Origin of the sequence: Aureispira sp. CCB-E, assembly GCF_031326345.1 — a bacterium.
Classification (GTDB): Bacteria; Bacteroidota; Bacteroidia; order Chitinophagales; family Saprospiraceae; genus Aureispira.
This window is the reverse complement of record NZ_CP133671.1, coordinates 1,859,692-1,879,828: the sequence shown is the minus strand read 5'-3', so window position 1 is coordinate 1,879,828 and position 20,137 is coordinate 1,859,692. Positions and strand designations below refer to the sequence as shown.

9 protein-coding genes are annotated in these 20,137 nt (G+C 35.6%); 4 read left to right on the top strand and 5 right to left on the bottom strand.

Annotated features, from left to right (window positions below):
• Positions 1–29 precede the first annotated feature (29 nt).
• Complete coding sequence (locus QP953_RS28600) at positions 30–623, top strand: transposase (protein ID WP_408913531.1); 594 nt, start codon at positions 30–32, stop codon at positions 621–623.
• Here the strand turns inward: QP953_RS28600 and QP953_RS07060 are convergent.
• The 3 genes from QP953_RS07060 to QP953_RS07050 form a co-directional block, all read right to left on the bottom strand.
• Positions 527–1,009: a hypothetical protein gene (locus tag QP953_RS07060; protein WP_309554447.1), complete on the bottom strand. Its 483-nt coding sequence runs from the start codon at positions 1,007–1,009 to the stop codon at positions 527–529. The genes QP953_RS28600 and QP953_RS07060 overlap by 97 nt on opposite strands.
• A 153-nt stretch (positions 1,010–1,162) precedes the next feature.
• A complete protein-coding gene (locus QP953_RS07055; RefSeq protein WP_309554446.1) occupies positions 1,163–2,701 on the bottom strand; it encodes a hypothetical protein in 1,539 nt (512 codons plus the stop codon).
• Position 2,702: 1 nt separating this feature from the next.
• Positions 2,703–4,280, bottom strand: coding sequence for a hypothetical protein (locus QP953_RS07050; RefSeq protein ID WP_309554444.1), 1,578 nt, complete (start codon positions 4,278–4,280; stop codon positions 2,703–2,705).
• 132 nt (positions 4,281–4,412) lie between these two features.
• Between QP953_RS07050 and QP953_RS07045 the strand changes: the two genes are divergently transcribed.
• The 3 genes from QP953_RS07045 to QP953_RS07035 all read left to right on the top strand — a co-directional run bounded on the left by QP953_RS07045 (position 4,413) and on the right by QP953_RS07035 (position 11,540).
• Positions 4,413–5,342, top strand: coding sequence for a hypothetical protein (locus QP953_RS07045; RefSeq protein ID WP_309554443.1), 930 nt, complete (start codon positions 4,413–4,415; stop codon positions 5,340–5,342).
• Between the two features lie 238 nt (positions 5,343–5,580).
• A complete protein-coding gene (locus QP953_RS07040; RefSeq protein ID WP_052596013.1) occupies positions 5,581–7,716 on the top strand; it encodes a T9SS type A sorting domain-containing protein in 2,136 nt (711 codons plus the stop codon).
• A gap of 440 nt (positions 7,717–8,156) precedes the next feature.
• Complete coding sequence (locus tag QP953_RS07035; protein WP_309554442.1) at positions 8,157–11,540, top strand: hypothetical protein; 3,384 nt, start codon at positions 8,157–8,159, stop codon at positions 11,538–11,540.
• A 185-nt stretch (positions 11,541–11,725) separates the two neighbouring features.
• Here QP953_RS07035 and QP953_RS07030 read toward each other — a convergent pair whose 3' ends face one another.
• Together QP953_RS07030 and QP953_RS07025 are read right to left on the bottom strand one after the other, a co-directional pair.
• Positions 11,726–12,661 carry a type IX secretion system membrane protein PorP/SprF gene (locus QP953_RS07030; protein WP_309554441.1) on the bottom strand — a complete coding sequence of 312 codons (936 nt, stop codon included), beginning with the start codon at positions 12,659–12,661 and terminating at the stop codon, positions 11,726–11,728.
• 11 nt (positions 12,662–12,672) lie between these two features.
• Positions 12,673–19,728 carry a gliding motility-associated C-terminal domain-containing protein gene (locus tag QP953_RS07025; RefSeq protein WP_309554440.1) on the bottom strand — a complete coding sequence of 2,352 codons (7,056 nt, stop codon included), beginning with the start codon at positions 19,726–19,728 and terminating at the stop codon, positions 12,673–12,675.
• Between the last annotated feature and the right edge of the window lie 409 nt (positions 19,729–20,137).

The following is a 20,137-nucleotide window of genomic DNA, read 5'->3' as shown; positions in this document are numbered from 1 at the left end:
CGAGCAAGAAAGCGCATCAGTATGGAGCAGTGGATGATTTACAGTCTAGAGGAGTAAAAGATACCTTGTTTCTCTGTTCTGATAATCTCAAGGTTTTAAATAAGGCTGTACAAGCAATTTTTCCTCAGAGTATTCATCAGATTTGTATAGTTCATCAAATAAGAAATTCGCTGAGAGATGTCTCTTATAAAGATAGAAAAGTGGTTGTAAAAGTCATAAAAGAGATTTATCAGGCAAGTAATGAGGAGATGGCTCAAAAAGGCTTTGAAAAATTTAAGGCTGATTGGAATACTAAATACCCAATGGTGGTTAAAGTCCTGGGAAACAAAATGGGAAAATCTGACAGCATTTTTGGGGTATCCCAGAAAATTCGAAAGTTGATTTACACCACCAATATCATTGAGAACTTCAACGCCCGTTTACAGAAATATACACTTAAAGAAGCACTGTCGATTTGGCTTAGCCCTTTTGATATTCGTATCTTTTGTCTCTTAAAGAGCATATTCCTGAGCATTTCAATAAACATCTATCGCTCCCCATCCCACTTAAATACAGTGCCATTTAGTGGTGGAGGAACATTCTTTAATCCCTTTGCTTTAGCAGCTTCGTACCACCTTTTATAAATAAGATATAACTTCGTAACTATTTTATTATCAACAACTCTATATCTTACAAACGATTCTCCTTTGAATGTTCGACACAATTTATATTTCAAATTCGTTGTTTGAGAAACTTCATTCGTTGAGTTCATGTACTGAATTTGAATTTGTTCACAAAATTCTAAATCCCCATAATAGATGGCACTAATCAAATATAATGCAATAAACTGATTAGTTCCTAAATTAGCCTCTTGAATAGTTTTTGATTTTTTAGCGTTAAAATTCTGTTGAGTAGCTTCATTCGTATATTCAAACCATGTGTTATTAATACGTTTATCTCCTTTTTTACTGAGTAACGCTTCAAGCAGCTCTAGTTTGAGACTATCATTTCCTAGAGTTATTGCCTCCATGATTTTAGTTTTAGAATTTAATAGTGGATCCCTATCGGATCTTTGGCAAAAAACAATCTTTATAGAACAGTTCATCAGAAAAAATAATACAACTATTAAATGTTTCATCCGCTCTTTGTTATTCTTTTTTCAATTCTTGTTTGATTATTTTCACTATTCCGCCTCCCCCACCTCAATAACTCCAGTATGCCTAAAAAACAACTGCTTAAAAGGCGAACCATCTATTTGGTGATCAATCCAACCTATATAATTAAAAAATGTTAAAAACTCCTCCTTGTAATTGGGCGAGTTGGAAATTTGTTCCACCATTTTCTTTCGAATAGCAATCATTTTTTCTTTGTGCTCTTGTTTGGGTAATTTAATCAAGTTATTCAACAAGTCAATTAATCCCTTTTCAGTTTCCAGCAACAATTCATTTTTTCTAAGCAATCGTCGAAGATTTTTTAACAATGATGTGAGCAAGACATACTCCTCCTCTTCATAGTAAATAATCATCTTGAGTAACAAACTAGGGTTTTTAATCAAACTATTAACCTCCTTTTTCAGCAAAAAATCATCAATAATAATTAGCGTTTCATAGTACTCTTTTTTAGCATAATGGTACAACGCTTTTTTGTAATGAAACAAACTTCTATAATGACTGTGCGAGTAGTTTTTGATAAATGCTACCTTTTCCTTATTATCGATGAGAAGTTGGTCAAATTGCTCAAAATCCCCCAATAAAAGATGTATATCCATTTTACCCAGAAGCACATGCATATGGATATTTTTATTCTCAATATTCTTAGGATACTTTAAGACCGTCGATTCTATTTCTTCTATAATTATGTGCATTTGGTCGATACTGGGCGCAAAGTTTAACATACTAATCAAGGACGAATAATAGTATAATTTGCAATGTTCAAAAACCTCTTGCGGCTGTTGTTTGAGTTCTTCGTAAAGTTGATGAGAATAGCAATAAGAATCGTTGGGATCCATTAAAACATTTCCTAACATTTTTCTCAATTGCAACTCTTGTGCTCTTGTCGTAATACCATAGGTATTTTCTTGAGGACTATACACTGGCAACGACTCTTTTATGGCAAGAACAGCATCAAAAGCCTGTCTTGAATTTTTTCCCTCTACGGTATACATTAACTTTCCTGTATGCGTTCTATAGAAATAAAAAGCGTTTAAAGCTTTGATTGTTGCCTCGTATCGCTGTGTATTTTCATCAAAATCAGATGCTTCTATATTGGCATAACGAAAACGAGTGTTGTGTAAAACAAACCACCAATCGTAGAATATTGGAAGAAAAAAGACCTTATCATGCAATATGGCCAGTTCTAGCAGTTCTTGATTTTTTTCTTCTACCTCTACTAGCAATTCCTTTTGAAAAAGGATTGCCAAATCAGCTAAACCTTCACGCAAAACAGCATCAACATCTTGGTAAGCAGGTTGGTTTCTTAAACTTTTAAGAATCAGTTTGTAAAGATAATTTTGCAGCCCACTTAGACCTTTCACTCCTTTAAATTTCTTTTTAAACTTCTCTCGATCAACTACTTCTAACTTATCTAGGTAATCAAATATTTTTAGATAAAAAACCTCTTCTTTTCGTTTTTGTTTTTTAGTAAAAAGCTTAAAGAATCGTTTTTCTTCTTTTTTTAACGACTTAATCAGTCGGTGTAATTTGATTGTATTTACTCGGTTCATTCTATTCTTGATTATCTTTTTCCAAAAACAATGCGTTTTGTCTCTCTTCTATCGAATCAATTTTAACTACCCCCAAATGCATAAAGAAAAGATCTGTAAAAGGAACATTAAAAATTTGGCTATCCATCCAACCGATGTAATTGAAATAGATTAAAAATTCTTTTTGAGCAGCATCAATCGTCGTCAAATAATCGGCTATCTCTTTTCTGGTTTGAATTAGAATAGCTTTGTGCTCAGAATCAGGAAGCTTAATAAGTTTTCCCATTAAAGTGATCAACTGCTTTTCGGGGTCTAACAATGCTTCTCTTTTTCTTAAAAAACGAGTGAAATTTTTAAGATAAGAAGCCAATAAAATGTACTCCTCTTCTTCATAATAAATAATCATTTTTAGATACAAACTAGGGCGCTTGAACATCATGCTAACATCCTTATCGCTCAAGAACATTTCAAACGTATCCAAAGCATTGGCGTAATCCTTTATTCCATAATAATAAAGCATCAATTTATAATACCAACAATCGCGATAATACTGGCTACCCGAATGAACTATAAGCTCTACAATATCTTTGCGCTCTTGGATGAATTGCTCAAACTTTTGAAAGGCTCCTGTTAAGAGATACAAATCTATTTTATTAATTAATATTTGTATCAATAAATGATTGTCTAGGTGCTTTGTTTTGCCATCCGTAAAAGTTTCTATCTCTTCTATTGTCTCTGCTAAATTTTTTAAGCTCGGAGCGCTCCCCATCTGTGCAGCAAGGGCTTTGTAATAATATTCTTCGTACACTTCAAAGGATTTGGGGGGTAATTCCTTCAGCATTTGTACCAACTCTTTTTTATAAAAATAACTCTTCGAACTATCCATTAAAATAGCGGCATGGACTCTTCGAAACTGAAGTTCTTGAATTCGAATGGCAATATTGCCCTGTTTGTCATTGGAATCATATTCTGGAAAGAACTTGATGATTTGATTCAGATCTTCGACAATATTCTTAGAATCTTGATCTTTTACCAACCACATCATTCGCCCCAATTGAGTTCTATAGAGATGATATTGTTGTAAATTTTGAATAGAATTAGTATACATCTCAATACTACTTTCCAACAAAGATTTGTCTACTTCGTGATAATGAAAATAAGTATTCTGCAAGATAAACCACCATTCGTGAAGCATGGGCAGAAAAAATACTTTGTCATGCTGTACCGCCACCTCTAACAATTGCTCTAACTTTTCTTGGCTATCAATAAATAGTTCCTTTTTGTAAAGTATCTCTAAATCCATGAGCCCCTCTCTCAGCAAAACATCAACATCTTGGTAAGTAGGCTGGTTGCGCAAACTTTTAAGGATTAATTTGTACAAGTAATTTTGCAACCCACTCAACCCCTTGACTGTCTTAAACTTTTTCTTGAATTTGTCTCGATCAACCTCCTCCAACTTATCTAAATAGTCAAATACTTTTAGATATAAAACATCTCCTTTTCTGTCTTGTTTTTTAGTAAATAGTTTAAAAAATCGCTTCTCTTCTTTTTTTAGTGTTTTAATTAATCGATGTAGTTTGGCTGTGTTTATCCTATTCATTCTATTTAATTATTAATCAAAATCTTATATGATTTTAAGTAACGTTGGGGATATTAAAAGTACCATTTTTTAGGTTTGCCTTACTTCAACTAGTCTCATAACTTTGCGTCATTCTAATTTAAATCCCAAAATATGCAAGAAACCAAAAAGATGAATGTAAAGAATGTAGGTTCATTTATTTCTAATGAATACTTTCAATTTTTGACTAGCAATTTTAAAAACCATTTCCCAAGTATCAACAATGATATTTACATTATTCCTTGTGATTTAATTTATCAAACGCTTCAATCTTCTGATAAAATCGCAGGAATACGCTTTATGTATGGTTTGAGAGATTCACTCAATCCTAATTCTATTCACTTATTTCTAGTACCTTGCGTTACTCCTTCTGACAATGTTGAAAATTGGAGCCCGTTGGTATCAAAAAGTGGTTATTACAACCACCAAGGTGATTTGTTTACAATAACAGAAGTTGCTGAAATGGTCCATAACTTTGTGGGGTATTATGCCGAAGGGGTTCGTGCAACCTATAAGGATGCTACTAGAGGAATTTATTTTGGAATTAATTCGTTGTTGGATATCTTAAATATTCCTCAAACTTATTCCATTCAATTCCACTTAGGACTTAAAGATACGACAATTCCTGCAGTACTTCAACCTTTGGATCAATTAGGGCAACCAATTCCTGATATTTATATGGATTATGGGGGTCTAGATCCTGATAACATTCCAGATGATCCATGTATAGCTACCTTAGCTGTTGAAACATTATCTATTGAAAAAGAACTGAATTTATTTAGAGCATTTAGAGATACTTCTATGAGAGACTATCTCTATGGAGGAATGCTTTATGAAATGTATTATTTTATATCGCCTTTTGTGACCTCGGTTATTGCTCATCACCCTAACAAAAACGAATTGTTAAAAGATTTGTATAACAATGCGATTACTCCGTTTAGAATATTAATTCAAAATGAAAAGCATCAAGAAGCTTTGTTTTTATTAAAAAGAGTTTTAGAAGACTTAGTCAATACACATCAAGTCTCCTATACATTAGCTTGATACTAATTTTTTCATTTCCCCTTAACAGCAGCAATCAAAATTTTGCCCTTTTCTTTAGCATTAAAGAAAAAGACAAAGTTACTGTTAAATTTAGTTTATCCTTTCATTTAGCAATTTAGTAGTTCTACGAGAAGCTTTTTAGCTTCTCGTTAGATTACTTAATATCATCTATATAGTTATTTATCTACTCTCCTTACAATTATCAAATATTATTTATCTTAATTACAACTAAAACTATATGTTTAAATCTAGTCTATTATTCACTAGTGCGCTTGCACTAAGTTTATTTCTTAACACTGATGCCCTTGCTCAAACAAAAATCTGGGGAGTTGGCTCCTCTGTAGGTGTTGCAGAAGCTGAATTTCAGAATTCATTTATTCAAGACACCATAGGACCTTATGATCCCAATGCTTGGACGGCTTTAACTGTTTATGAAAATTGGGGCAATACAACAGGAGGTGCTAGCCACGCTTTTTGGACAAGAAGTACTTTAGGACATTCTCAAGGTCTATATTCTAGCCCCCCTTATTATAATCCAACTCCACTTCCTTCGCCATCTTTAAGTAATGGAATTGCTATCTTTGATTCTGACTTTTTGGATAACGATAGTATCAGCGTAGGAGCGGGTTCTTCTCCTGCAAAGCATAGAGGGGAATTAATTTCACCTCGAATTGACTTAACTGGGTATACAGACTCCGCTCTTGTCGTTAAGTTTTTCTCTCAATATGTTGCCAATGGAGTAAACACCGACGAATTGAGCGTTTCTATGTCAACAGACGATGGTACTACTTGGAGTACGCCTTTTGATTATAGAATTTTGCAAGAAGAAGATGTAGCTGGTTTTGTTAGTGTGCCTATGCCTACCGTAACAGCAGGAGTAACCAACTTAACAGAATGCCGCATACGATTTGTCTTTGATACATACTATTTCTTTGCGTCTATTGATGATATTAGCATTGAAATTGCTCCTGATTATGATATTGCAATTGGAAAATCATCACACGTTAACAATGTTTTGGGTAAAGGAGATATTGTTAGAATAAGTGGCAACCAATACTTTCCTTTATCAAACATAGATCCTACCGATTTAAAAGAGTGGTTCTGGGGTGCTAAGTTGATCAATTTTGGTGGCAAAACATTGTATCCGCAAGACAATGCACAAATGCGTGTTTCAATTGATTTTTATGAAAGCAATACAGGAAACCTAGTGAGCAATGTTTATAGTGATACACTCAACGTGGACACCTTAGAAGCGGGACAGTACAATGGCAAGGTTTTTATTGCCTATTTAAAAAATCTTGATTTTATTATTAATAATGGCGCTGGAGAATATCGTGTAAAATACTGGGTAACTCACGATCATTCAGATGCTACTACAGATAACGATACTGCTTACCATTCATTCAACATTACTAGTAAAACTTCTAGTTATTTATCTAAAGCAGGTTTGAGTACATCCGATAATCGTGTAGCATATTCTAGACGTTATTTCCCTGGCAATGGCAATTATACACACTTTGAGTGGGGATCTGCATACCATTTTCCAAAAGGGCAGACCAACAATATTAGAATAGATTCTATTGATTTCCGCTACTTTATTCCTACTTACAGTGGACCTGATTCTCAAACACTGGTTGTGAATATTTACACCATAGACGATGGTTCAGGAGCTACTCCTGCGAATGGCTATATTGGAAGCGATGAGTTGACTTTGGTAGCTGAAGGATATGTTTTGCTAACTAATCTGACGTCTATGGCTCCCAAAAGTTATGGCATTGCAACAGCAACCAACTTTGTTGATGCTTTAGGAAATCCGATGGGTGCTTTAGAAGATGATCAAATGTATTTCATATCGATTGTGCAAACTGCTGCTTCTGGTGGAGGTGCTTCATTCAACTATAGCAATGGTATATCTATAGCTGGTGAATATCAAAACTATGCTTTAAACAGACTTATGAGCATACCTGATACACTTCTTATTAATACATCTAGAGTTACACAAACTGCTGTGGGGCAAACCCCTAATTCTTATGGATTAGGATATGGCTTGGATAATGTCCCTTCAATTGGTATTCACTTTGCACCAGATTCAACAACAACAAGCATTGCTCAAGTAGAAGCGAATAACTCTCCATTGATGGTTACTCCAAATCCTGCTACAAAGAATATTCAGATAGAGATGAATCTTACCACTGCTACCGACGTTCAATATACTTTAACTGATGCAATGGGACGCGTACTAAAAACCGTCAACAGCAAACAAGTTACTTCCGAAATACAGACGATTAATATAGAATCACTCCCTACAGGTGTCTACTTCTTGACAGCAAAAACAGATCAAGAAAAATGGACCCAACGTATTATCAAACAGTAAGATTTTTAATTTTTAGCTTTAGGCTATCGTATAGAACAGAATTTTTTTATCAAGTATAAAATAGTAACTCTACCCAACTCTTGGTTAAATAAATGTAAATTGGAATAGTATAATTTTATATTTAATATACTTTTTTGTTTTGTACACAAAGCTTAGAATTTAAGTACTTTGTTTTAATGAATTTGAAAACCGCTTCAATATTTGAGGTGGTTTTCTTTTTTCAATAGTTAGCTGCGCTGCTACTATTTTTTATTACTTAGAAAATTTTATCTGAATTATTTTTACAAATATACAAACACAAGCACAAAACCAACTAGTATTCAACACATTAACCAACTAACAACAACTGTAAGCATCTTAAAAGCTCTATTTTTTTGATTTGCTTTTAATAATAATACTAGATAGTTTTGTTTGGTCTTCAAAAGCATACCAAATCAAATATGATCAAACAACTATTTAGTGATTTAGAATCACGCAACGAAAAAAAAATTAAGGCAGCACTTCAACAACTAGAAAATGAGCCTGCCCTTAAACAACAGGCTGAACAGCGTTACCTAAAACTTATCCAAGCTCGATTGAATACCCCTGAGGCTACCTTAGCAGATATTTATGCTGCCTCGCCTAGCAAAGAGGAAGTTGATTTAATCAGAGAACGCCTATCTTCCGACGAATCGTTGAGTTTTGAAGGGCTGATGGAAGATAATCTTTCGCAATCCGAAAGCAAAGCTTTTGTTGATTTGGTTGGAGGGGTTATTGCAAGTTGCTTGGACATAGAAGCTCATCTTACACAAGCCAAAAACATTGACAATTACAAGGATCTAAAAACCTTTTTGGACAATAATAACTATGGGCTAAAAGCCCCTTTGAAAGAACAAATTGATTTATCTAGTAACAGCCGGTGGTTTGCCAAAATTGCTAGGAAAATTTATTCTGCCAAAACTTTTAAAACCATTTATTTTAATCATACTGTTTTTGTCTATGCCAACCAATCTCTTGTCTTAAAAGAGTTTATGTATTTCATCCTTGGGTATCGAGAAAAGCACCCTCACACCCCTTCTAATGCTTTTTTGGCAGGATATGAAACGATTTACATTGATATTGCTCAATCAACTACTATTAACCTAACAGAAGTTGCTTGGATATTGCCACTGAAATACCATATTAATTTACTGGATAGTACCATTGAGTTACCAGACAATCCCCTAAGCCTAGGTCGAAAAAAATGGGATCTTTTCAGAATTAGCAATGAATCAGCTTGGGCATTCTCTCAAAATGACCATTTCTTTTTATCAAGAGTCACAAAATCTGAACTTGAGAAAATTCTAACGTTACTAGAGTCTCGAAAAGCAGAAAAAGTTGAGAAAGCACTACGTGCCTTAGAAGAAAATATTGATTTTAAAAAAATTGCAGAGCAACGATATTTGCCACTCATAAAAGCGAGACTCAATAAGCCCAATGCAACACTTGCCGATATTTTAGAAGCAAGCCCTAGTCCAGAAGAAGTTCGACTCGTAAAAAAGATAAAATATCTAAATCCTGAAAAATATACTTTAAACCTTACAAATTTATCGGCTAAAGAAAGTAAAGCTTTTGTTGATTTGATTGGAGGGATTATTGCTGGTTCTATTGATATCAACAATTACATAGAGGCGGTTAAATCAACCAAAAACCAAGAAGAATTAAATAATTTATTATGGCGCCGAGATGAAGATGGCTATGGCAATACCTTGCAACTATCTCTTTTGCGTCAACAAGACCTCAACCCTAAAGGTTGGTTTGGTCAAATCATCCAAAAACTCTTATCGACCAATAACTATAATGTATTTTACAACTTAGATTTTATACATTTTGAATTGGACAGAGAAGCTGCTGAAGCATTTAACAACTCTATTGTCTTACCAGCGTTTATGTATTATATCTATCGTTCTACCTATAACAATGGTTTTGAAATTAACATTCGACAAGATGTTTTCCCTAATCTAACCAACTTATTTTGGGTCTTCGGAAGCGTACCTACTATTAAAATTCACGATCAATCTATCGACATAAAAAAACAGATCCCTCCCAACAACTTATTAAACTACTCTAGAGAAATTCCCAACATAGTTGTTCCTAATGATAGTAATAATAATTCATCCACCTCCACTAACAATAAAACACCTAACATGATTAAACAATTATTCAGCGACTTAGAATCGCGCAATGAGCAAAAAATCAATGCCGCTCTTCAAGTATTAGAAAATGAGCCTGTTTTAAAACAACAAGCCGAACAACGTTACCTAAAGCTTATTCAAGCTCGACTAAATAATCCTAAAGCTACTCTAGCGGACATTCATGCTGCTTCGCCTAGTGATGAAGAGGTAGATTTGGTCAAAAAGGTACTCTCTTCAGGAAATTGCTATGATTTTGAATACTTGGATGAAAGCAACTCTAAAGCTGTAGTAGATTTGGTGGGTGGAATTGTCGCGAGTTGTTTGGATATGGATGCTTATATAACAAAAGCTAAATCCATTACGAGTTACGACCAATTGTGGGAATTTTATGAAACTCAATTTCAGATGTTAAAAAATGCTTTAAAGGATCCTATTGATTTGTCTTCTAATAGTAGATGGTTTGCTAAAATTGCCAAAAAGGTAAGAGCGGCAAAACGATGTTACCAGTGGCGATTTGATCATACCAACTTTGAAACAGCCAACAAATCCTTGGTTTTAAAAGAATTTATTTACTTTCTATTTGAGAAAAAGCACAAAGATGATCTGGATAGTTGGGCTCCTTCTATTGAAATTGATGTTTTCCAATCTACTCCCCCTAATTTAACGGAAGCGATTTGGCTCCTGATATACCGAACTAATTTTGTTATCAAAAATACCACTCAAGTAGCTATTTCTCCTTCTCCGCTATCTTTAGAGTTAAATCAAAATGTTCATTTTAAAATCGAAGCCGATATTTCTGATTTCAATCATGGTCCTTATTATACGGCTTATAACGAAGAGTTAGTCAAAATTCTACTAAAACTAGAGTCTAGAAATGAGCAAAAGATAAACAAAGCGTTAGAAGAATTGGAGTGGAATGTTCACTATAAACGAATTGCAGAAAGGCGTTATTTACCTCTAATACGACTTAGGCTGAATAATCCTGAAGCTACTTTGGCTGATATGTATGCTGCCTCGCCTAGCAAGAAGGAAGTTAATTTAATTACTTCCAAAAAATTCTTGGACATCGAAAATTATACTTTAAACCTGAAACTTGCAAGCCCAGAAGACTGTAAAACATTCATCAACCTAATCGGAGGAGTTATTGCTGGTTGTATGGATATCAATAAATATATTCAAGTTGCCAAGACAACTAAAAATACTACGGAATTAAATGCCCTACTCTGGACAAAAGAAAGCAGTGGTTATGGCGATGAGCTTTCAGTTCATCTAAACCGCCATTATCGCCTTGTACAAACCTCTAAATATAGTCAACCTAAAGGTTGGTTCACGGATATTGTTAAGAAGTTAAGTTCAACCAACAAAGGGAGTCTATTTCACAACTTAGATTTTATCAATTTCCAACTAAAAGACGAGGTTGCTAAGGCTTTTAACGAAGCAGAGATGTTGCCAGAATTTATGTACTACATCTATCGTTCTACCTATAATAATGGCTTTGAAATCAATATCAAACAAAACATCTTCCCCAATTTGACCAATTTATTTTGGATCTTTGGAGCAATTCCTACTATCAAAGTCCATGATCAAGCAATCAACATTGTGGAACAACTGCCTCCTAATGATCTATTAAACTACTCTAGAGAAGTTCCTAATGTTCAACTTCCTGCTTAGTATGTTCTGATAACCGTTGTCAGTAATTGTTATATCAAACAACTATAAAAATCGGCAACAATATTTTGAGATTTATTAATGACAAAAGCCTGCTTTATCCACCAAAAGGAACTAAGCAGGCTTTTTCTATTCTATAAAGTTAACTTGTTTGAGAATTTTCATGCCCTTTTCTTTTGACTATTGGTCTAAAAGAAACGTTCGTTGTACAACTCTCCTATTTTTTTGCGCTTGATAAACCAATAACTCATCATCATTTCAATAGACCCAGAATTATATTCTCTCAGTGCATTGGTACTGTAATCGTACGCTGCCGCTATACGTAGTTGAGGTGCTACTTGTATTTGTACAATAGCGCTAATAGATGACCCTACTCGATAAGTTACACCAAACAAAACTCGATGCACAAACACAAAACTTAGATTAATATCTATTGCTAATGGTGCATTAACGACGTATTTTAATAAAAGATTTTGTTGTACTTGAACCTTTTTAGATAGGTCAAAAATAAACCCTCCCATCATATAGTAATGCTGTGTAAATTCTGGTTCGACAGCACCATTAGATGCTACAATATTAAAATCCCCTTCATTCACAAAAATATGCGGCACCGAAAGACCTAAGTACCAGTTTTTAGCTTGATAATATGCCCCTGCTCCAAAATTCGGTAAAATTCTGCTTGTGGTAGATTGAGGAATTGCAGCATCAAAATTATCAATTAAATCAGCTTGGTCCCAACGTATTTGAGTATAATACATAGAACCTCTTAAGCCTAAACTCAAAAAGGATTCATTCTTAAATCGAATAATATAAGCATAACTAGTCTCTATATTAACGCGATTTGAGAAACCAATTTCATCATAACTAAGAGATAAGCCTAGTCCTAATTTTTTTTTGAGAACCGCACCATGTCCATTAAGGGTAATGGTTTGTGGTGCTCTATTAATACCCACCCATTGCTTGCGATAGATAGCAGAAAGCAAAAAAGAAGACTTTGCCCCCGCATAGGCAGGATTAAAACTCAATTTATTGAACATAAACTGAGTGTACTGAATATCCTGTTGACCTTGGCTATTAAAAGAAAGCAAACAGGCACATAAAGATAAATATATATACTTTTTCATAGCGTCGTTGTTTATCGTTTAATTTCTATAGATCCATTTTGTGGTGTTTTGCCTTCTATATGTAGGATATAAAAATAGACACCATCTGGCAAAGGTTGATTTTGGTGTGTCCCATCCCAATCGCTAACGTAATTGTCTGTTTCAAAGACTAAGTTCCCCCAACGGTTAAAGACGACCAAAGCTGCCTTTTCAGTAGTATTCTGCAAACAAGGAATAACAAAGAAATCATTTTGTCCATCGTTATTAGGTGTAAATGCTGTTGGAGTATAACAATCCCCTGGAGGTTGAATAGCTACTGTCACCAATGCCGTATCACAGACAACAGGGCAATCTGAATTACAAATTTCGTAAATAAAATATTGGTTCAGTACGGCACGATTAATATCTACTTCAAACTGTCCATTATTCAAGTTCGTCATTTGACCATCAATCATTGGCGTTTGGATAAAAATGTCCCAATTGGGTGGCAGTGCATCATTTAGGATAACATCAATTGTAGCTATCGTTCCATCTGGTACAAGATTAAAACTATCTATGATAGCTATAGGGTTAACATCATCTAAAATAACATACATTGTATCAGAAGAGTAATCTACGCAAACCCCATTTGACAAAGACCAGATTAGCATAGTCGTATCTTGTGCAAAATTACTAACCACAGTAGTTGGTAGACTTGGATTGTCTATGATTGCCGTTGTTGGAGTTGACCACTGTCCTACTCCCATTGTAGAAATAGTCGCCGCCAGATTGATGGTATCAGGACTGCATGTTACATCTGGTCCAGCATCGGCTTGATCCGTTGGTATAGCATCAATATTAATGACCACTGTATCACTAGCATAAACACCACAAGAACCATTTGCCAATTCCCAAACAAACATATAAGCATTGCCAGGAACCAAACCAGATACTGTAGCCAAAGAATCGGAAGGGTCTCCTATAATTACCCCTGCATTAGCTTGCGCTGTGCTTTGAGTCCAGATTCCCGTACTAACACTAACAGGGCTTGCTTCTAAAGAGGTTGTTGTATCTTGACACAAGTTTTGATCAATACCTGCATTGGCAATATCTGGACTTGCTGGAATCACTTCTATTACAATAGAATCCATAGATAGATTCGCACAAGTAGCATTAGACAATGTCCAGTAGAATACGTGGATACCAACAGGAATACTAGTCAATAAGGTATTGGCGGCATTAGGATCATCGATAATTGCCCCCGAATTAGTCGTCCATGTTCCCACCAATGGGCTCGGAGGAGCTGCTGCATTTAACCTTGTAGAATCAACGGAACATAGTAATTGGTTTGTACCAGCCATAGCAACAGCCGCAGTGTCTAACACTGTAACCTCTGCGATACAGGTAGATGTGTTGCCACTACTATCCATAACAGTCAAGGTGATGGAGTTGACTCCTATATCTGGACAATCAAAGGTGTCTTGACTCAAAGTAAAACTCTGTAACGCACAATTATCAAAACTACCTCCATCTAGACTAGTCGCATTAATATTAATTGTCGTTCCTGAAAAATATACCGTATCGTTTTGACAAATAGCTGTAGGAGAAATGGTGTCTCTTACCGTAACCTGTGTGGTACAAGTGTCTGCATTTCCGCTCTGATCAACAACATAAAGTTGAACGGCGTGTGGATTAGAAACTAGATCACTACAATCAAACGTATCCCTTGACAAAAGATAGCTAACAATCGTACAATTGTCAACACTACCGTTATCAACATCTAAGGGTTGCAATATTGCCAATCCATTGCTAGGGTCGATTGACACTGTTGTATTTAAATTACAGTTGGCGGCTGGTGCAGCTATATCCTCTACATAGATTGTCGTAGAACAAGAATCTACATTACCACTAATATCTGTACCAATTAATGTAACCGTATTTACTCCCAAGTTTGTACAATCAAGTGTTAGAGAGGGCTGCCCATTAATTGTTAAAGTAGGAACGCTACAATTGTCTGATGACCCCGCATTAATTGCTAAAGGTCCTACAACTACATTGGGTCCTGTTAGTTGTATTGTATCAGGTTGACAAGAGACAATTGGTTTAATCGTATCGCTCACAATTATAGTCGTTGTACAAGTAGACACATTTCCTGTAGCATCTCGAACAACTAGCGTAATAGGATTGGGATTGTTGGTTAAGTTAGTTGCATTGAATGTTGCATTAGGCAAGCCTCCAACACTGTAAGTCAAAGATCCACTACAATTATCTGTACTTCCATTATTAATAGAACTCGCTGGAATCGAAGCAAAACAAGTATTATCTAAATAAACGGTCAAGTTTCCAGCTCCTATACAATTAGCAGTAGGAGGTATCGTATCCAATATGGTTACATTAGCAGCGCACTGTGTCGTATTTCCTGATACGTCCGTAATAATCAACTGCACAGTATTGGTTCCAACTTGATTACAATTAAAGTTTACAGAAGAAAAGCCATTTACAGTTGACGTAAAGGAACAATTATCATAACTACCAGCATCAATCAAATTTGGTGTTATAACTGTAATTCCTGTACTCCCTAAGTACAATGTTGTATCGTGACATAAAGCGGTTGGATTAACAGGATCGTTTACAATAATGTTGGCAGCACAATTTTCTTGATTACCCGAAGCATCTAAAACAGATAATGTTACAGCTGTGTTTCCGATATTTGCACACGAATAGAAGAAAGAATCTGTACCATTCACTAACATGGTGTCAATACCACAAAAATCATAACTTCCATTATTAATATCCTGCGGAGTAACAAAACCATTTCCAAACGTATCTAATTGTACCGTATAAGGAACCGTTGTACAATTGGCAACAGGAGGAACAGTATCTAATACTGTTATGGTTGTTACACAACTTGCTGTGTTTCCAGAAATGTCTGTTACAACAACAGTCACCATATGTGTTCCTATACTATCACAAGTATAAACAATATTATTTCCTTGACCTGCAAAAGTAGAGGTCAACGCCGTACAATTATCTCCCGTTGGCGGCACCAAAACGGTCGTTGGAGTTACAGTTACTGTTCCTGCTCCTAGATATACGGTAGCTGTCTGACAAGATGCAGTAGGATTTGTATTATCTTGAACTGTAATTTGAGAAGTACAAGAATCTGTATTTCCATTCACATCAGTAACTACCATTGTAACAGTATGAGGATTGGTATAAATATCGTTACAGAAAAACGTATCTTTAGACAGATCATAAGATGTAATGGAACAATTGTCAGCACTTCCTAAATTAATCATACTTGGAGTCAATACTCCAAAAGTTCCACCCGAATTTAAATTCAAGGTTCGATTGGGACGGCAACTTGCATTGGGAGCAATATTATCTTCGACAAATACAGTAGTTGTACAAAAGTTGCTATTTCCACTAGAATCTGTTGCCGTTAGAGTTACTGGATTGACTCCTGCATCAGAGCAATCAAAATTTAACGACGACTGTCCTCCATTCAAGGTATAGGTTAAACCATTACTACAATTGTCTGTAGACGTTCCTAGAACCATTGTGGGCGTAAGCATTGCAGTCCCAGAAACATTTAATTGGAGTGTGTCTACAACACATGTCACTGTCGGACGAATGGTATCAATTACATTGACTGTTGTATGACAAGTTGTTGCATTCCCACTAGGATCCGTTACGGTTAAAGTAACTGGGGTTGTTCCCAAATTAGCCGCATTAAATGTAGCATTTAGTAAGCCACTTACCGTATAAGCACTACTAGTCAGATTACAATTGTCGGTACTTCCATTGTTAAACGTAGCCGCAGGAATCGAGGCAAAACAACTGGCATCTAAGTAAATATTGAGACTTCCTGGTGCAATACAATCTGCAACAGGGACAATCGTATCTAATATAGTGACATTAGCCGAACATTGAGATTGATTGCCAGGTAATCCTGCATTATCGGTTACTGTCAGCTGAACAGAGTTGACACCAGCTTGGTTACAATTAAAGCTAACAGAAGACTGATTGTTTATTTTACTCGTAAAGGAGCAATTATCGCTACTTCCTGCATCTATATCTGCGGGGAATACTGTTACAACTCCTGTTGCTCCCAAATAGATTGTTGTATCATGACATAAAGCTGTTGGATTAATGGCATCTGTTACTAATACACTGGCCGTACAGGTGCTTTGATTTCCAGAACTATCCAAAACAGATAATGTGACGGTATTGGTTCCTAAATTATTACAGTTAAAGCAAAAAGAATCTACTCCATTGACCAACATCGTATCTAAATTGCACAAATCGCCACTTCCATTATCAATATCAAAAGGAGTAACACAACCAATACCAAATGAATCCAATTGCAAGGTAAAAGGAACTGGTCGACAGCTTGCCGTTGGTGCAATTGTATCTACAATCGTTACTGTTGTGACACAACTTGATGTATTCCCAAAATTATCTACTACTAATACACGCACCGAGCGACTTCCAATACTATCACAATTATAAGTAATGCTATTTCCCGTAGAAAAAGTAGCACTTGCTATTCCACAATTATCGCTTGTTGTTGGGTACACCAACACACTATCAGGTGTAATCGAAACAACCCCTGAAGTATTGATATAAAATGTCCTAGTTTGACAAGATACCGTTGGAGCAATATTATCTTGTATCATAATATTTGACGTACAAGTAGCTCTATTTCCAGAAGAATCACGAACCGTCAACGTAGCAACTTGCGTACCTAAATCTGCACAAGTATAAACTTCTGAACTCGCATTATTAATCAAATATTCCACCAATCCGCAGTTATCCGTACTATTCGAATCAATAGCAGTGGGCAAAACAGTCACGACTCCTGTTGGTCCTAATTGTGCTACAATAGATGCCTCACACAATGCCCTTGGGCGGATCGTATCAATAACATCTACTGTTCCTATACAAGTAGCTGTATTTCCCTGTGCATCTTCAACAATTAGTGTAGCAGATTGTGGGGTAAAAATAGTCGTACAATTAAATGTTGTAAAGCCATTCCCTAATACATTCACAAAACTGTCGGTTACACCGCAATTATCCCAACTTCCTGCACTCAAATCAGCAGCATATACGGTTGCAATTCCAGAATTATTAAGGTAAGCACTTGTATTCGTACAGGAGGCTATAGGTCGAATAGTGTCCCACACACTAACAGAAGCATTGCATGTACTGCTATTTCCAAAACTATCAATAACCGTAAGAACAACTACATTAGGATTACTAGTTATATTAGAACAATTGAACGTTGTTGTTGGATTTCCTGCGATTTCAAAGGTTAGGTTGGTCCCTGTGCACAAATCCGTGCTACCATTATTTAAACTATCTGCCTGAATAATAGCATTGCCCGTTCCATCCAAATAAATAGACGCATTTTTACAATTCGCAATAGGAGGAAACGTATCAACAACTGTAATCCAACCAATACATGAATCTCGATTTCCATTAGCATCAAAAACATGTAAAGTTGCCTGTTGAATACTATTTAAATGAGAACAATCAAAATTGATACTAGAAAGACCATTGATATTAATGCTATCTATACTGCAATTATCTGCCGAGTTATTATCTATATCACTAGCAAAAACAGTTCCTACCCCACTTGAATTTAGGTAAACTGTATCATTTTTACAGATTGCAACAGGGGCAACAGTATCGACAACTACAATAATAGCATTGTGACAAGTATCTAAATTACCAGAAGCATCAGCAACAATTAAACGAACAGTATCGATACCTAAATCAGCACAAGTATACACGGGAGGTGGGGCAAATTGATTGCCAATCCATCGTCCGATAACAGGAGGACAAACATCAAAACTACCTCCATCTACATCTGTAGCGGACACCGTCACAGCCCCATTTGGATTATTTGTTAAATAGGCGGTATCTTGACCACAAACTGCAGTTGGAGCGATGGTATCAATGACATTAACAATAATATTACAATTGCTTATATTACCACTTGGATCACTTACTTGAGCAGCAAACTGTTGAAAGCCAGTCACACAACTAATGGGAAGGTATGGACGCCACGGACCTCCTGATAATGGTCGTACTTGCTTAATCATTGAACCACAATTATCGGTTGCAATAATAGAATCTGCCCAAAAAGTATCTCGTCCAGTAGCATCCAAGTACAATGTCCCTAAGACATTTGGAAAACACTGAGATATTACTGGAGGTTCGTTGTCTATCACAGAAACCAAACTAACACATGACTCTACACTATCTAAATGATCTCGAATTGTCATGGTTACTGGGATCGAACTTCCAACATCCGAACAATTAATAGTAGCAGGTGAAAAACTAATATTTTTGACCATGCACGATACATCGCTAATACTATCTAAATCTACAAATTGAAATGCATGTACCCCTGTTGCGCCAATCCCAATAGTAGGGTTTGTTTTGCAACTAGCTTTTAATTGTGTCGCATCGCAAGTGATAAGAGTAATACAATAGGAGTGAATACATAATTGAGGACCTGAAGTGGGTGCATCATCAATTCCTCCAATACTCCACAAACCATGTGGATTTTCTCCACAATAAAATCGCAGTGGATCTTGATTGGGCCGAACGGTATCGCGTCCTGGCACTGGTGTAGATGCTGGCAATAAAGAATTGCCTATATCTCTAAAAACAATGGTGTCACGAACAATATTTGACAATCCTGTAAAACTAGAAGAAGTTCCTGCAAAAGGACCTGTTAAAGCAGATGCCGCTAGGTATCTTGTCGGACCAAAAGGTGCTTGAATAACAAATCCAACATGACTTAAATCGGCAGGTATCCCTGTTATTGAGGTACAACTTCCATCATCTGTTTTAGACCAGACAATTTCTACCAAGACATCGACTATTTTGTGCCCAACAGGTATGTCAGAAGGCGTAAACCCTACATTACCAACCAAAGTTCCTGTCGTATTTCCCATACTTATCGTTGGCCCACCATAACATTTGGTTGTTACCTGTTGAAAATTGGTTAATTGGGCTTTGGAGGACTGTGCAAAGAAGATAAATAGTAAACACAGAAACATCCCATAATTTGGGACGAAATGCAGTTTGTTTTTCATATCCTTGGGGGGATTTAATAACCTGTCAATTAAATTATTGTGCAAAGCTAAGCAATTTTTACTTTTCTGACTTTTCATAAGCTACAGAATAAAAAGAAACTTCTACTTTCCCAATATCAATTGCCTATATCTATTGCGATCCCCTTAAGTTCTGCAAGAACAACAAAACTTCACCAAGCTCTGATTACCAAAACAATATGCATAAAAATAAAACTTCTTAAGTTTGTAATTCTTAATTATAAAATAGGACAAAACTATTTTTTTATTAAGAAAAACAAAATAAGTTATTTGTTAGAACTGGACACAACACCACTTCTATTGTACTATTTTTCAGAGAGGCAAGTAAAATTCTTACATAGTATATAATATTAACTGTCCATTAAATTAGAATAAATAATGATTGATTATA

Excerpts from the sequence above, each read along its gene's own strand:
- QP953_RS07040 (WP_052596013.1), top strand. The coding sequence starts at position 5,581 with ATGTTTAAATCTAGTCTATTATTCACTAGTGCGCTTGCACTAAGTTTA.
- QP953_RS07035 (WP_309554442.1), top strand. The coding sequence starts at position 8,157 with ATGATCAAACAACTATTTAGTGATTTAGAATCACGCAACGAAAAAAAA.
- QP953_RS07025 (WP_309554440.1), bottom strand. The coding sequence starts at position 19,728 with ATGAAAAACAAACTGCATTTCGTCCCAAATTATGGGATGTTTCTGTGT.
- QP953_RS07055 (WP_309554446.1), bottom strand. The coding sequence starts at position 2,701 with ATGAACCGAGTAAATACAATCAAATTACACCGACTGATTAAGTCGTTA.
- QP953_RS07030 (WP_309554441.1), bottom strand. The coding sequence starts at position 12,661 with ATGAAAAAGTATATATATTTATCTTTATGTGCCTGTTTGCTTTCTTTT.
- QP953_RS07060 (WP_309554447.1), bottom strand. The coding sequence starts at position 1,009 with ATGGAGGCAATAACTCTAGGAAATGATAGTCTCAAACTAGAGCTGCTT.
- QP953_RS07050 (WP_309554444.1), bottom strand. The coding sequence starts at position 4,280 with ATGAATAGGATAAACACAGCCAAACTACATCGATTAATTAAAACACTA.
- QP953_RS07045 (WP_309554443.1), top strand. The coding sequence starts at position 4,413 with ATGCAAGAAACCAAAAAGATGAATGTAAAGAATGTAGGTTCATTTATT.